Source organism: Granulicatella sp. HMSC30F09, assembly GCF_001806915.1.
Classification (GTDB): Bacteria; Bacillota; Bacilli; order Lactobacillales; family Aerococcaceae; genus Granulicatella; species Granulicatella adiacens.
The window spans coordinates 1-14,765 of the sequence record NZ_KV786427.1 but is presented as its reverse complement, the minus strand read 5'-3'; the positions used below and the strand labels follow the sequence as shown (position 1 = coordinate 14,765).

Sequence of the window (14,765 nt, the reverse complement as noted above, 5' to 3'; positions counted from 1 at the left end):
GACTAACCCCAGAATTTAACTCCTAGTACGTATCCTAAGAACGCAAAACCGATTCCGGCAACTAATAGAAGAACGATACAACGTAATGGCGTCCATTTTTTTCGCGCTAATAAGTAATATAGTCCTAAAGTAATTCCAAGTGGAATTAATTTTGGTAATACACCATCTAAGATTGTTTGGATAACGATTGGTTTTTCACCGTTTGCGATTTGAATCCCTAATTTAGTACCACCGTAAAGGCTAGTTAAAGCCCCAACAACGAATACTCCAAGGATTGAAGCAGCACGAGTGAATTCTTTGGCATTTGCAGTAAAGATACCAATTGCGTCTGTTCCTAAATTATAAGACCAGTGCATTAACCAGTAACGAATTGCAAATTGTGCAATATTGAATACTGCCAAGAATAGTAATGGTCCAGCAACGCTTCCTTGTAAAGCAAAGTTTGAAGAAATACCGGCTACAATTGGCACTAATGTGAACCAGAATAAAGCATCACCGATACCACCCAATGGTCCCATTGCCGCAACACGTACCGCACGGATTGTTTGGATATCCGCTTTGTTTTGTTCAAGAGATAATACAATCCCCATTACGAATGTTACTAAGAATGGGTGAGTATTAAAGAACTCTAAGTTATGAGACATTGATGCCGCTAAGTCATCTTTATCTGTATGGATTTTTTCTAACCCTGGTAAAATACCGTATAACCAACCAGCTGCTTGCATACGTTCATAGTTGAAAGAAGCTTGTAGGAAAATTGAACGCCATGCCATTTTATTTAAAGTCGCTTTATCTAAGCGTGGAGCAGGCGTTTGGTTTTTATAAGAATCTGGAATATTATATGCCATCTTCTTCACCTCCATCGTTCACAATGCTAGCACCAGCTGTTTTGAATTTTGTATGGATTTGGAAATCCCAGTATGCAATTGCAAAACCAACAAACGCTAATAATACTAATGCAGAGCCACCTAAGCTTTCACTTGCAGAAACAATGTTTGCTAAAGCAAAACCTAAGAAGTAGAAGCCCCATAGTTCTTTAGAAACCATTACTTTAAGTAAGATTGCAAACCCAACAAAGCGCATCATACCCCCTGCTGCACCTAAACCAGCCATAAACCATTCAGGAATAGATTTCGTTAAAGTATCCCCGATTGTTTGTCCACCGATAAAGAATAATACAACTACAAGACCAAAGATAGCCCCAAGAGCAGCCATCGCTAAGTAGTTCAAGCGAACAATACCTTTTGGATTAGCATCATGTGCATATCCATCGGCTACTGCCATCATTGGTGACATTAAAGCAAAAATCAAAGTAACGCCATATTGACCTAAAAGTGCAAATGGAACAGCCGCACCTACTGCAGCAGCTGGATCTAATTTAAGACTGATAGCCAAAACTGTCGCCATAATTCCACCGATTACGGCATTAGGTGGTTGTGCCCCACCGACTGGCATGTTACCGATTGTCATTAATTGATAAGTACCCCCAACAATTAAACCAGTTTGGAGATCTCCCAAAATAGCTCCAATCACAGGACCCATAACGATTGGTTGATAAAGTGATTCTAAAAAGCTAAATTGGTCAATCGCAGCTACAAACGTTACTAGGAATACTAATAAAATTTGAATAAAACTTGCTTGCATATTCATTGACCCCTTTTATAAATATAAATTATTGAAATAATTTCGATACGTCTTCTTTTCCTTCAGTTGGAACTTTCTGAATTTCAAGTTCGACTCCTAACTCTTGCAGTTTCTTAAATGCAGCTACATCTGCATCATCCACTGCGACAACACCTGCAACTTGACGTTTACCCTCCGCCATATGCATGTTCCCAATGTTGACTTTTTTAATCGGTACCCCCCCTTCTACTAGTTTTAAAACGTCTTGTGGATTTTCACAAATAATGAAAATCAACTGACGATCTGCTGCCTTACCGATGATGTTAATCGTTTTTTCAATCGTGAAGTAACGAGTCTGTGCACCAGCAGGAGCAGCCATATCCATTAACCCTTGACGCATCGGATCTCCCGCCACTTTGTCATTGGCTACTAATAATAAGTTGGCCCCTAAATAAGAAGACCATTGAGTCGCCACTTGACCATGGATTAAACGATTGTCAATTCGTGTTAATAAAATATTTGGCATTGTTCGCTCTCCTTTCATAAAAAGCTAAGTTCATTATATCTAATTCTAATCATTTTTGGAAGCGTTTAACAAAAAATATTTTTAATATTTTCTTCATCGTTTCTTCTTTATCATTTTCATTCATTCTTTCAATAGAAAAAAGAATGATATGTTTTAAATTCCCCCATTTTTTAACATGTTTTTTATATAAAAAAAGAAGCTTGAACTTCAAGCTTCAGAAAAAATTATTTTTTGGTATTTTTAATCATTGCACTTGTTCCACTGAAAGTGACGACTAATCCAAACGCAATTACTATCATTCGATTCAGTATCTCTCCAGATACAAAGAAACTTCCAGCAATAATCAGTATTCCAACCAGACTTACCATCCAAGTTTTAACAATTGGGACGGTTGAATCCTCTACTGTTTCTTTCTCTATTTCCGAAATAAAAACCTCTTTTTTCACAAGATATTTTGGCAAAATACTTTTAACATATGCAATTGTTGACAATGCGTAAAAAAGCAGTGCTGCTAAAATACTTAGGAGGATACTCTCCGGATAAAAGCTATAGATAATGGCACCCATTGCTAAGGCAATAATGAGGCGATGTCTAAACGCGTTAAAAGTTACTAAATCCTCATCTGGAATTTTATAAACACTCTCTAATAAAGGTAAATAAAAATACTTTTCTCCATCTTTTCCCGTATAGAATTCACCAAAGAAAGACTTCATAGATTCACCTTTATAAGACTTCAGAAATTGCATATCGAGAAACGGTAATGATAACCCCTTTAGCAATTTCTACTTCAGTCTTTTCTTCATCAATTTTTTTCACAGTCCCGTATAGACCATTTGCACAAATAACTCTTTTTCCTACCTGCAAATCACCGTGCAATTTTTCGAAATATTGTTGCTGGCGCTTCATATTCTTTCTAGAGAAGAAATAATAAACCCCTAAAATAACAGCAACAAAAACGATAAATGTCAGTGAACTCACTAAAATAATTTCTGCTGTCATTAAATTCCATCTCCGTCTTCTTCGACCACTTTATCTTGAGGGGTTGGAAGACTCACCTGTTGAATGGCTTCTCGACCTGCTGTTAAACTTTGAGTCACTACATCTTGAGCGCTTGAAGCAAACTCGCGTAACATCGCGATTTCAATTAACATTGGTAAGTTTGTACCTACAACAACCTCAACATTTTCGAAATCCATTGAAGCTACCATTGCTGATTTGAAAGGACTTCCTCCCAAAAGGTCAGCAAATACAACAATTCCTTCTGTTTTCTCTTGCAACTCTTTCATAGCGTCTCTTAGATTATTTTCAAGAGTTTCTATTGAATCGCTTTCTAAGAAAGGCACTACTTTATAAGCAGTTTGTTTTCCTGCAATCATTTCTAAAGCGTGTCCTACTCCAATTGCAAACTCCCCATGTCCTGTAAGAATTAACCCTATCATTCTATTTCCTCCTATTTTTGTTCTATATCTTAATACTAGACCAGCTAAAATGAAATTTCAAGCACAATTTATGCGTTTTCATAAAATATTATCCATAAATAAACAAGGAGTATTGTCCAAATACTGGGGGGAACAATACTCCTAGGTCTAAAAGCTATACGAATTTTTATTTTACCAATTAGAACAATTCTTTGTAGATAGCAATTGTTTCTTCTAATGTTGGCATGAATGGGTTACCAGGTGCACAAGCATCGATTAACGCATTCTTAGATAGATAGTCGAAGTCGAAATCTTTTTCTTCAATTCCTAATTCTGTTAATTTCTTAGGAATACCCACTGTTTCAGAGAGTTTTTCGATTTCTTTAATAGCGTATGCTGCACATTCTTCATCAGATTTACCTTCAGTTTGTAAACCTAAAGCTTTTGCAACATCACGGAATGCAGCTGGAACACGTTTTGCATTTTCACGTTCGATAATTGGTAATAACATTGCACAGCATACTCCGTGTGGAAGTTTGTAAACAGCACCTAATTGGTGAGCCATTGAGTGAACATAACCAAGTCCAGCGTTGTTGAATGACATACCGCCTAAGAAGATTGCGTTCACCATCCCTTCACGAGCTTCGATATCGTGACCATCTTTAACCGCACGTGGTAAGTATTCTTTAATTAATTCAATAGCACCAATTGATAATTTCTTAGTAACGCCGTAAGCACCTGGAGTTACTAAAGCTTCAACGGCGTGAGTTAAAGCATCCATACCTGTTGCTGCAGTTAATGCTGCTGGTTTAGAAACCATTAATTCAGGATCATTTACTGAAATTAAAGCTAGGCTGTTTTTATCAACCATTACCATTTTAACTTTTCTTTCTTCGTCTGTAATTACATAGTTGATTGTAATTTCAGCTGAAGTACCTGCAGTTGTGTTAATAGCAACAACTGGTAATCCTTTTTTAGCAGATTTATGCAATCCTTCGTAGTCTTGTGGTTTGCCACCGTTTGTAGCGATCACTGAAATACAGCTTGCACAGTCTTGAGGTGATCCACCACCTAAGCTGATGATGAAGTCGCAGTTATTTTCTTTTAATGCAGCAACCCCGTCATTAACGTTTTTACAAGTAGGGTTTGGTTCTACATCAGAGTAAACAACGAAGTCTACACCTGCTTCTTTTAAAGGTTCTGTGACTTTAGGAAGAATATCACTTGATTCGATAAATTTATCCGTTACTAAAAGAGCTTTATGATATCCTAGATCTTTTACGTAAGGTCCAATTTCTTTAACGACTCCTCTTCCAATTAAGTTAATTGCTGGTACATAAAATGTTGACATAATTTTTCTCTCCTAACTAGTAAATTTATAAAACACCTTTTTTCAAGATGATGTTTCCGTACAAGGCACCTTCTCCTGTTTGAATGACAAGATAGGCGTCTTTTGCTTGTTCGTAAAACTCAAATCGTTCAAACTCTTTAATTGCTGCTCCTGGGTGACTTTCTTCTAAGAGAAGTTTATATTCATCCCAAATCACCGGAACAGTTGGATCTCCCGGAACGACTTGCATTAATCCTGCTTGATATGAACTGTAAGTATCTAATGGCAATACTTGTAGAATCGCTTCTAAAGCAACAGGCACCCCATGTCCGTCCATACGAATCACTCGTTGGCCAATACGATGAGCTGGGAAGTTTGCATCCGCAAGTACCAATTCATCTCCATGTCCCATCTCCATTAAATATTTCACAAGTTCTGGGCTTAAAATTTTAGGAATTTGTTTTAACATTACTGAATTCCTCTCTTCACTTTATTGAAATTCAAGCGAATTTCTTCTAAATTTGCAATCGCGCGACTTTCATAACGCGTTACAGGTTCTGAAGCCTTGATAATGTCTTGTGCTTCTTTGCGACTTGAAATCACTCCAAGAGTTAGCATTTGTGACAAGATATTTCCAAGTGCACTCGCTTCGATTGGTCCTGTGATGACTGTACGTCCTGTAAAGTCTGCCGTTAACTGGCAAAGCAATTTGTTTTGAATGCCTCCGCCAACCATTTGAACAGTTGTCATTTCATATTTTGTCAATTGTTCTAATTGCGTAATCGTTTCTAGATAAGTTAATGCTAAACTTTCTAGAACGACACGAACGATTTGACCTTTCGTTTGTGGAACTTTTTGCCCACTCACTTTACACCATTCTTTAATTTTTGTTTCCATTTCTCCAGGAGAAGCGAAAACTGGGTCGTTTGGATGAATCCAAGTTTGGTTGTCCGTTACTTCTTCGGCTAATGTGACCATTTCGCCAAAGCCAACTTCTTCCCCTTGTAAGCGCCAGTCGCGTTGTAATTCTTGAATAATCCACATTCCTGTTGTGTTTTGTAAGAGACGATATTTACCATCAAAACATCCTTCATTTGTAAGTCCCGAGGCAAATGCTTCATCGGTTACAACAGGTTCGTCGGATTCCGTTCCGACAAGCGACCAAGTACCACATGAAATAAAGACAGTCCCTTTTTCATGTTCATATGGAATCGCAAGTACTGCAGCAGCTGTATCATGTCCAGCTCCTGCAATCACGTCAAATGAATCAACTTTCAACTGTTGAGTGATGCGAGGTGATAATTGTCTTAAAACTGCACCATTCTTCGTTGGTGTTGTAAACCATTTACGTGGAATATCTAAGCGTTCAAATACTTCATCAGAGAAATCTTGTGTGAAGATATCCAGTAACCCACTTGTACTTGCAATGGTATATTCATTTGAAAGCACCCCTGAAAGTAAGTAGTTGATTAAATCTGGGATAAACAACACGCGTTGAACGATATTTTTAAGTTGTGGTTTTTCTTGCAAATCTGAGTAGATTTGTAAGACCGTATTAATGGTTGCAGGCTGCACACCTGTTTTTTGGAATAATTCTTTCTTCGAGATAGCGTTATAAAATGACTCCTCATATCGACCCATCCGGTTATCTCTGTAACAATGTGGTTGATAGAGCAAATCTCCATTTTGATCTAGATAGGCATAGTCTACTCCCCATGTATCAACAGAGATGGAACGAATCGGAATCGAATCTTTGGAAGCCTTCTTGATTCCTTGCTTAATTTCTCCAAACAAGTGCAACAAATTCCAATACAAACCATCATTAAGATTCACCGGTTCGTTTTTGAACCGATGAACCTCTGATAATTGGAGGGAGCGTCCGTCATAAATCGCCTGCATAACACGTCCTGAACTTGCACCTAAATCAATGGCTAATAATTTAATCAAGCTCATGTTTTCTCCTCCATTACTAATCCCTATTTTTTATTCGTATAGTAAAGCTTTGATTTCATCGCTATCGATGTTCTTAGCGTCATACCATTTAGAACCAGTATCCACGTCTTTCACTGTTTCACCTTTAGCTGCGGCAACTGCTAATTTAACAGCTTGGTAACCAATTTGAACTGGGTCTTGAGTTACAGAACCAACGAAGATTCCTTTACGGATAGCATCTTGTTGTAATGCACCTGAGTCGAACCCAACAGCTAAGATCTTGTCTGCGCCAAGTTTAGATTCTTTGAAGCCGCCGTTAGCATTGATGATTGCTTTTGCAGCGAATTCATTAGAACCATAGATTGCAACAGTATCTTCTTTTTCAAGAACTGTAGAAGCTTCAGTCTTACCTGCAGCATCATCTACTTGTGCTGGAACACGAACTTCGATTACAACTTTTGCATCCGCTTCGTTTACATCGTTTTTGAACTTGTCATGTCCAGTTACAGCAGTTTTAATGCCTTTTTTATTTAATAATTCAACCATTTTATCAATGAAACCACTTGTTCTTTGAGTGATTGAAAGTGAGTTTACTTCTTGAGAAACAACCCCGATACGAACTTTCTTGTCGCCGATTTTCTTTTCTAGTAATGGGAATAAGTGTTCAGCGGCATTACCACCAGCAGCATGGTTATCTGTTGAGGCAGTAGCTTTAATTGCTCCTTCTGGTGCCCCAGGAACCCCTGAGTCAAACCCGATAATAGGAATGTTTTTAGATTGTGCTTGTTTAATCGCATCTAATTCTGCTTCAGTATCTAATGCAGCTAAAGCGATTGCTTTTGGATTTTTGTTGATCGCGTTATTTAATTGTTCCAATTGTTCTGCGATAGCTGTTTCATTTTGAGGTCCTACGAAAGTAACTTTAGCCCCTAATTCTTGAGCTGCTTTTTCAGCTCCTTTGTTAACTGCTTTCCAGAAGTCATGTTGGAAACCTTTCGCGATTACTTCTACTTTGAAGTCGCCGCCTGATTGAGTTTTTCCACCATCAGCATTTGATTTATTTGAAGTACATCCTGCTAATAATGCAGAAGCACAAGCTAGAGTTGCAATAGCATATTTGAATGACTTTTTCATAATGTTTTCTCCTTTATATGTCCCTTTTGATCCTTCCAAGAAGGAGTCTTCCCAACTCATTGTGTACAATATCAAACTTATTTTTTCTTATTCATGCGGATTAAGATATCTGAGTAAACGGCAACGATTACAACAAAACCTGTAATGAATAATTGATAGTGTGGTTGTAAGTCGATGTATGGTAAACCGATCTTCAAGACAGACATAATGAATACCCCGATGATTGTACCAACAACAGAACCAACCCCACCAGCAAGTGAAGTACCACCAACTACTACTCCGGCGATGGCATCAAGTTCCATACCGTTCCCTGTACCAGGAAGGATTGTTGAATATGTTGCAGCATATGCAATACCAGCTAGACCTGCTAGAAGTCCACTGATAACATAAGCCATACCTTCCCATTTGATAACGTTTACACCTGAAAGTCTAGTAGCTTCTTTATTTGAACCGATAGCAAAGATGTAACGACCAATTTTTGTTTTGTTTAAAACAATGGCTGCAATAATCGCTACGACAATCAAGACGATCAACCCGGTCGGAAAATTATCTTGCGTTCTGAATAAGTCTTTGTACCAGCCTTCACCAGTTCCACGTAATGGGAACGTTACACTTTGTACGTTTGATACGATTGAGCTTAAACCACGTGAAATCATCATTGTACCAAGTGTTGCGATGAATGGTGGCAATCCAAATTTCGCAATTAAAATTCCGTTGAATAATCCAAATACACCCCCAATCACTAATATTGCCAACAATGCTAGCCATAATGGCCAACCCATTTTTGTATGGAGTACTCCACCAACGATGGCAGAACACATCATTACTGTACCGATTGATAAGTCAATACCACCGGTGATAATAACGAATGTTACCCCAATTGCTAAGAAACCAATGTAATAAGATGCGTCTAAAATGCTTACCGCTGTATCAAACGAACGGAACGATTCACTTGAGACTGCAAAGAATGTGAAAATCACGATCAACGCGATTAATGCAATTAATTTTTGTAATCCAACTGATTGTACCAGTTTCGTCCATAGGGACTTTTTCTCTTCCATATCAATACCTCTCTTCGATTATCGATCCGTTGCTAAAGCGAGGATACGTTCTTGAGTTGCTTGACTGATATCAAGTTCCCCTGTTTTACGTCCTTCACACATGACAACAATACGATCGCTCATACGTAAAATTTCTGTAAGCTCTGAAGAAATCATAATGATTGATTTTCCTTGAGCTACTAGTTCATTCATTAATGAGTAGATTTCACTTTTCGCACCAACGTCAATTCCTCGAGTTGGTTCGTCAAAAATTAGAATATCGCTATTTTGTTCTAGCCATTTCGCAATAACAACTTTTTGTTGGTTACCACCTGATAAGTTACGAACTAGTTGTTTCGATGATGGTGTTTTCGTTCTTAATTGTTTAACGAATTCATCACTGACTTTCACAATTTCACCGTCATCAATTAAACCACCTTTAATGTACTTATCAAGGTTTGTCATTACTGTGTTATTGGCAATGGTCATATCAACGATACATCCATAACGTTTACGGTCTTCTGAAAGATAACCAATACCTTCTCTAATAGCATCTTGAGGATTTTTAATATCAACCTCTTTACCATTAATTTTAATTGTTCCGCTATCTTTCTTATCCGCTCCGAATAGTAAACGAGCTACTTCTGTTCGGCCCGCTCCCATTAATCCAGAGAAACCTAAGATTTCACCTTTATGAAGCACAAAGCTAACATCTTTTACGTGGCTTCCTGAGTTTAAGTGTTCCACTTCTAATACAACAGGTGCTCCTTCTGGTACTGCAGAAACCGCTTTCGGATCTTCGTAAATAGTACGACCAACCATCATTGCGATGATCTCGTCCTTTGTAGTTTCTTTTGTATTTACAGTTCCAACATATTCCCCGTCCCTCATAACCGTTACACGGTCCGTAATACGGGCAATTTCGTCCATACGGTGAGAAATATAGATAATTCCTACACCTTTAGCACGTAAGTCATCAATAATTGCGAATAATTCATTAATTTCTGATTCTGTTAACGCTGCTGTTGGTTCGTCGAAAACAATAATCTTAGCATCCATTGACAATGCTTTGGCAATTTCAACCATTTGTTGTTTACCAACTGTTAAGTTTCCCACTTTTTCTTGTGGATTAATATCCAGTTTCAACAATTTGAATAATTCTTTTGCCTTTTTATTTCCGGCATTATCGTTGATGAAGAGACCTTGATTAATTTCTTCACGACCGATGAAGATGTTTTGAGCCACTGTTAAGTGGTTCATCATATTCAACTCTTGGTGCACGATTACAATCCCATCGTCCATAGCCTCTTTTGGCTTTGAATATTCTACTTGTTTTCCGTTATAGTGAATCGTTCCTTCGTTCGCGCCGTAAATACCTGTCAAAACTTTCATCAAAGTGGATTTACCAGCCCCGTTTTCACCCATTAGTGCGTGTACTTCACCTGCTCTTAGGTCGAAGTCTACACCTTTTAAGGCTTTTACAGGTCCAAACGATTTCACAATTCCCTTCATTTCAAGAATAACTGGATTACTCATGCATTTCACCTACCTGTTCCAGTTTTGTAATACGCTCTTTTAGCGTTTCTATTTGTTCTTGTTGATTTACAATGATGTCTACAACTTCTAGCAGCAAGTGGCTGTTCATAAAATGATCTTGCGCATGAACGGAAAGAAGTGTAGGGCTATCTCCCTCGCCTCTAATTTCTTGCTGAATCATTTCTGTTTGAACATTATGCGCTTCAACTCCTTTAACTCTTGCTTCATCAAGGAGGCTTCTTGCAGATGAAATATCACCTGCAAGAGCACTCTTAACGGATTGCATTGCTAAAGTCGTTACTTTGCTACTTTTGACAATGAGTTGCATCAATCGTTGCGTATCTACTTTTTTTGTCTCGCTCATTGGCTTAACCTAATAATTCAATCGCTTGTTTTAGAACTTCTTCTCCGCGCATGTTTTCAAAGTCATCGTCTGAAATTACAGCAACTGGAACATGAAGTGAAGCTTTTGCTTTTTCTTCTAAATAAGCTAATTGAGGTCCTAATAATAAGACATCAATATTTTTTAGAGTATCAATCCCAGTAATCCCTACTGAGTAGAATGAGTAATCTAATTTATCACGGTAAATTACTTCTTGAATGCGTTCAACGAGCATACTTGTTGTTAACCCACCGACACAGGCTAAAATAATTGTTTTTGTCATTTTAGTCTCTCCTTTCTATTACTTATGGATAGGTCCTAATAATTGGCATGCACGGTAGTCAGCTGATTCTAAATCTTCTGTTCCGAATAATGACCAGTTCTTAGGTCTGAAGATATCTTCTTCAGCAACGTTATGCATATTTACAGGAATGCGTAACATTGAAGCAAGAGTGATAAGGTCAGCCCCAATATGTCCATAAGTGATAGCACCGTGGTTTGCACCCCAGTTATTCATTACATCGTATACTGACTTGAATGCGCCTTTACCTGTTAAGCGAGGAGCAAACCAAGTTGTTGGCCAGCCTGGATCTGTACGGTTATCCAATGTATGGTGTACATCTTCAGGTAATTCAAGTGTGTATCCTTCTGCGATTTGTAATACAGGTCCAACGCCTTTCAATAAGTTCAAGCGAACCATTGTCACAGGCATGTTTCCTTTAGATAAGAAGCGAGTTGAGTAACCGCCACCACGGAAGTATTCGCGGTTTGCTGCTGGGAAATCAGTATTTGCAAGCATTGCATCTACTTCACTTTGTTCTAATTCCCAGAATGGTTTAATCACTGGCTCACCGTTTCTTGTAGCTTGACCAGTACCATCTAATGTACAAGAACCAGAGTTGATTAAGTGTAAGAATCCATTTTCAGCATGGCCTTCAAGTTTATGTCCTGTTACACGTTCAACTGCTTCTGGACTCCAGTAAGTACGAACATCCGCAAAGATTTGTGGAGTGTTTGTTAATAAGTAGTTGAATAGCATTGATACACCGTTTAACGCATCATTTTCAGTTGCGAAGATGTATGGTCTGCGAATTCCGTTCCAGTCAAATTGAGTGTTTAGGAATGTTTCCATGAAGTCTCCGTTAGGGAAGTGGTCTGTCCATTGACGTTGACCTTGGAATCCTCCCACAAGAGCGTAGTGACCAACCGCTTCTTCTTCGAAGCCTAGTTCAGCAAGTCTTGGGTTTCCAATCATTAAGTCACGTCCAATTAAGAACATCTTAATCACGAATTCCCATTGTTTATCTTTTTCTTCACGGCTCAAAACAAGGTCTTCACGGTTGTGGTCGAATCCTTCTTTAACGTTTTCTTTCACCCATTTAAGCGCACGTTCGAATTCTTCGTGATCATAAATGCCACGGTCGATACGGCGAGTAAATTCTGTCATATCTACTGATTCATTACGCATTCCTAAGTATTCTTGGAAGAAGTTAGGATCTACGATAGAACCACCGATACCCATTGATACGCTACCCATAGATAAGTAAGCTGTATCTCTCATTAAACCTGTAGCAAGAGCTGCTCTTGCGTAACGTAAGATTTTTTCTTTAACGTCCTCAGGAATTTCTGTATCTGTAGCTTCTTGTACGTCTTTACCGTAAATTCCGAATGCTGGAATTCCTTTTTGAGCATGAGAAGCAAGAACTGCTGCTAAATATACAGCCCCTGGTCTTTCAGTTCCATTGAATCCCCAAATAGCATGTGGAATATCAGGAGACATATCCATTGTTTCACTACCATAGCACCAGCAAGGTGTTACTGTAATCGTTGCAGAAACGTTTGATTTTTTGAATAGTTCGTGAGATGCTGCTGCTTCTGGTACACGACCAATTGTTGATGGTGAAATCACACATTCAACCGGTTGTCCATCAGGATATTTCAATGTGGACTCGATTAAAGCAGCGACACTCTTCGCCATATTCATTGTTTGAACTTCTAAAGACTCGCGAACTCCTTGGCGACGACCGTCAATAGTTGGGCGAATCCCAATGCGTGGATGTTGAATCATTTTTGTTCCTCCTATTCTTCTACACTTCACGAACCGTTCCGTCAGGATTGTATTTCTTGTATCCTGGGTGGCGTCCTGTAACTTTGTAGTTTTCGCGCATCTTGAACATTTGCTCTAATTTTTCTCTTGAGATTTCTTTTTCTTCAATGCCTTTTGTTAGTAATAACATTCTTCCGTGGAATGTTGATTTAGCCACGAGTTCTAATGTTTCCATTCTGTAGTATGCTGTAATGACATCACTACCCACTGTTAATGCACCATGGTTTTCAAGTAACATCACATCGTGTTCTTGTAAGTATGGTGTAATCGCATCTGGAACTTCCATTGTTGAAGGAACCCCGAATGGTGTAATTGGAATTGAACCGATAACAATCGCACTTTCAATTAGTGAATAAGTATCTAATGGAATATGTGCCAATGTAAATCCAGTTGCAATTGGCGGATGAGCATGAACAACAGATTTCACATCGTCACGTTCTTCATAACAGCGAATATGCATTTTAATTTCGCTTGAAGGACGATAGCCTTCGTTGGCTTCAATTACTTCCCCTTTCATATTTAATTTAACGAGTTTTTCAGGAGTGATAAAACTCTTACTGATACCTGTTGGTGTTGCGATGATGGTATCCTCATCAATACGAACTGAGACATTTCCGTCATTGGCAGCTACCCATCCTAGTTGCCACATTTTATGACACACATCACAAATTTGTTCGCGTACTACTTGTTCATCAAAAGTCATAGTATCATCCCTTTCTGATTAATATATTAGCAACTGAAGAAAGCGGATACAATACGTGGATGAACTATTGAACATCCTTCAAGTATTGTGCTATAATTTGTTCATAAATGTTCAAAAACGTTCAACTAGGGGGTTTTATTATGGTATCTTTCGAGCGAATGTCCCGTATTATGGATATTCTAACGAAAAGGAAAATCATCTCAACCTTTCAATTGGAAGCGTTGATGTACTGCTCCACCTCTACATTGAGGCGTGACCTGATTAAATTGGAAAAAGAAGGAAAAATCATTCGATCTCATGGTGAAGTTCGACTTGTTACTACAAACAATATTGAATACGCTTACGATAGCAGAAGCCATGAAGAAACTCAGGGAAAACAACAAATAGCGGAAACAGCCTCCACTTTTTTAACGGATAACCAATCGATTTTTATCGATAGTTCATCCACGTGCGCCACACTCGCTCCTCACTTAGGAACTCTTCAGAATTTACGTGTGATTACAAATGGGATCGAAATTGCACGTAAGTTGAACAATTATGAAAATATAACTTTGTTCTTCTGCGGAGGACATATCGGCTATGGAACAAACTCGGCTTTGGGAGATTTTGCGACGGGTTTTATCAATAATTTCCATGCTGATATTTGCTTTATGAGCTGTCGAGGGCTTGACCGTTTCGCTGCTTATGAAGCTAATCATAGTCAAGCACTTTTTAAGCAACAGATGATTGCAAATTCTGATGTTGCGATACTACTTGCGGATCACTCAAAGTTTAATACGAGTCATTACTTCAAGTTATCTAATTACAATGCTATTGACTATATTGTAACCAATCAAGCTCCTGTCGAATCCTTTCAAGATACGGTGGGCGCTCAATGCGAAATTCTTTGGTAACAATAGAAAACAAAGAAAAATAAATGAATCCAATTGAACATTTTGAAAGTGGACTATCTTCATCTCAAGTTAGTCATAGTTATCACTTAAATAAAAAAGCGCTACGATTGTGATATGTACCCCCTTTACTGGACAAACCAG

The 14,765-nt window shown here is 38.3% G+C and carries 17 protein-coding genes; 1 reads left to right on the top strand and 16 read right to left on the bottom strand.

The genetic code is table 11. The features are described from left to right. Positions 1-2: 2 nt before the first annotated feature. From HMPREF3103_RS05315 to HMPREF3103_RS05240, 16 genes are all read right to left on the bottom strand, one after another. Positions 3-848 (bottom strand): PTS system mannose/fructose/sorbose family transporter subunit IID, encoded by an 846-nt coding sequence (locus HMPREF3103_RS05315; protein ID WP_070437973.1) that lies wholly within the window; start codon positions 846-848, stop codon positions 3-5. Next, a complete protein-coding gene (locus HMPREF3103_RS05310) occupies positions 838-1,644 on the bottom strand; it encodes a PTS mannose/fructose/sorbose/N-acetylgalactosamine transporter subunit IIC (protein ID WP_039849113.1) in 807 nt (268 codons plus the stop codon). Before HMPREF3103_RS05310 ends, HMPREF3103_RS05315 begins: the two co-directional genes overlap by 11 nt. A 28-nt stretch (positions 1,645-1,672) precedes the next feature. Beyond that, positions 1,673-2,149, bottom strand: a complete 477-nt coding sequence (gene agaV, locus HMPREF3103_RS05305) for a PTS N-acetylgalactosamine transporter subunit IIB (RefSeq protein ID WP_005606885.1) — start codon at positions 2,147-2,149, stop codon at positions 1,673-1,675. A 224-nt stretch (positions 2,150-2,373) separates the two neighbouring features. Next, positions 2,374-2,862 carry a hypothetical protein gene (locus HMPREF3103_RS05300; protein ID WP_148128811.1) on the bottom strand — a complete coding sequence of 163 codons (489 nt, stop codon included), beginning with the start codon at positions 2,860-2,862 and terminating at the stop codon, positions 2,374-2,376. 10 nt (positions 2,863-2,872) lie between these two features. Further along, positions 2,873-3,148 carry a preprotein translocase subunit YajC gene (gene yajC, locus HMPREF3103_RS05295; RefSeq protein ID WP_005606888.1) on the bottom strand — a complete coding sequence of 92 codons (276 nt, stop codon included), beginning with the start codon at positions 3,146-3,148 and terminating at the stop codon, positions 2,873-2,875. Continuing rightward, entirely contained in the window at positions 3,148-3,588 is a 441-nt protein-coding gene (gene agaF / locus HMPREF3103_RS05290) for a PTS galactosamine/N-acetylgalactosamine transporter subunit IIA (protein WP_070437966.1), read from the bottom strand. Before agaF ends, yajC begins: the two co-directional genes overlap by 1 nt. A gap of 178 nt (positions 3,589-3,766) precedes the next feature. Continuing rightward, positions 3,767-4,918 (bottom strand): iron-containing alcohol dehydrogenase, encoded by a 1,152-nt coding sequence (locus HMPREF3103_RS05285; RefSeq protein ID WP_070437963.1) that lies wholly within the window; start codon positions 4,916-4,918, stop codon positions 3,767-3,769. A gap of 25 nt (positions 4,919-4,943) precedes the next feature. Further along, complete coding sequence (locus tag HMPREF3103_RS05280) at positions 4,944-5,366, bottom strand: RbsD/FucU family protein (protein ID WP_070437960.1); 423 nt, start codon at positions 5,364-5,366, stop codon at positions 4,944-4,946. Further along, positions 5,366-6,850 (bottom strand): rhamnulokinase, encoded by a 1,485-nt coding sequence (locus HMPREF3103_RS05275; RefSeq protein ID WP_070437957.1) that lies wholly within the window; start codon positions 6,848-6,850, stop codon positions 5,366-5,368. The genes HMPREF3103_RS05280 and HMPREF3103_RS05275 overlap by 1 nt, the downstream gene beginning before the upstream one ends. Positions 6,851-6,880: 30 nt before the next feature. Continuing rightward, positions 6,881-7,963, bottom strand: coding sequence for an ABC transporter substrate-binding protein (locus tag HMPREF3103_RS05270; protein ID WP_039849115.1), 1,083 nt, complete (start codon positions 7,961-7,963; stop codon positions 6,881-6,883). Between the two features lie 77 nt (positions 7,964-8,040). After that, positions 8,041-9,024, bottom strand: a complete 984-nt coding sequence (locus HMPREF3103_RS05265) for an ABC transporter permease (protein ID WP_005606897.1) — start codon at positions 9,022-9,024, stop codon at positions 8,041-8,043. 18 nt (positions 9,025-9,042) lie between these two features. Then, positions 9,043-10,539 (bottom strand): sugar ABC transporter ATP-binding protein, encoded by a 1,497-nt coding sequence (locus HMPREF3103_RS05260; RefSeq protein ID WP_005606899.1) that lies wholly within the window; start codon positions 10,537-10,539, stop codon positions 9,043-9,045. Next, positions 10,532-10,903 carry a PTS lactose/cellobiose transporter subunit IIA gene (locus tag HMPREF3103_RS05255; RefSeq protein WP_070437954.1) on the bottom strand — a complete coding sequence of 124 codons (372 nt, stop codon included), beginning with the start codon at positions 10,901-10,903 and terminating at the stop codon, positions 10,532-10,534. The genes HMPREF3103_RS05260 and HMPREF3103_RS05255 overlap by 8 nt, the downstream gene beginning before the upstream one ends. Before the next feature lie 4 nt (positions 10,904-10,907). Continuing rightward, positions 10,908-11,204 (bottom strand): PTS sugar transporter subunit IIB, encoded by a 297-nt coding sequence (locus HMPREF3103_RS05250; RefSeq protein WP_005606903.1) that lies wholly within the window; start codon positions 11,202-11,204, stop codon positions 10,908-10,910. 18 nt (positions 11,205-11,222) lie between these two features. Further along, positions 11,223-12,989, bottom strand: coding sequence for an L-fucose isomerase (locus tag HMPREF3103_RS05245; protein ID WP_070437951.1), 1,767 nt, complete (start codon positions 12,987-12,989; stop codon positions 11,223-11,225). A gap of 19 nt (positions 12,990-13,008) precedes the next feature. Further along, positions 13,009-13,731, bottom strand: coding sequence for a class II aldolase/adducin family protein (locus tag HMPREF3103_RS05240; protein WP_070437948.1), 723 nt, complete (start codon positions 13,729-13,731; stop codon positions 13,009-13,011). Positions 13,732-13,871: 140 nt separating this feature from the next. Between HMPREF3103_RS05240 and HMPREF3103_RS05235 the strand changes: the two genes are divergently transcribed. After that, positions 13,872-14,624 (top strand): DeoR/GlpR family DNA-binding transcription regulator, encoded by a 753-nt coding sequence (locus HMPREF3103_RS05235; protein ID WP_039849118.1) that lies wholly within the window; start codon positions 13,872-13,874, stop codon positions 14,622-14,624. The last annotated feature ends 141 nt before the right edge of the window (positions 14,625-14,765 follow it).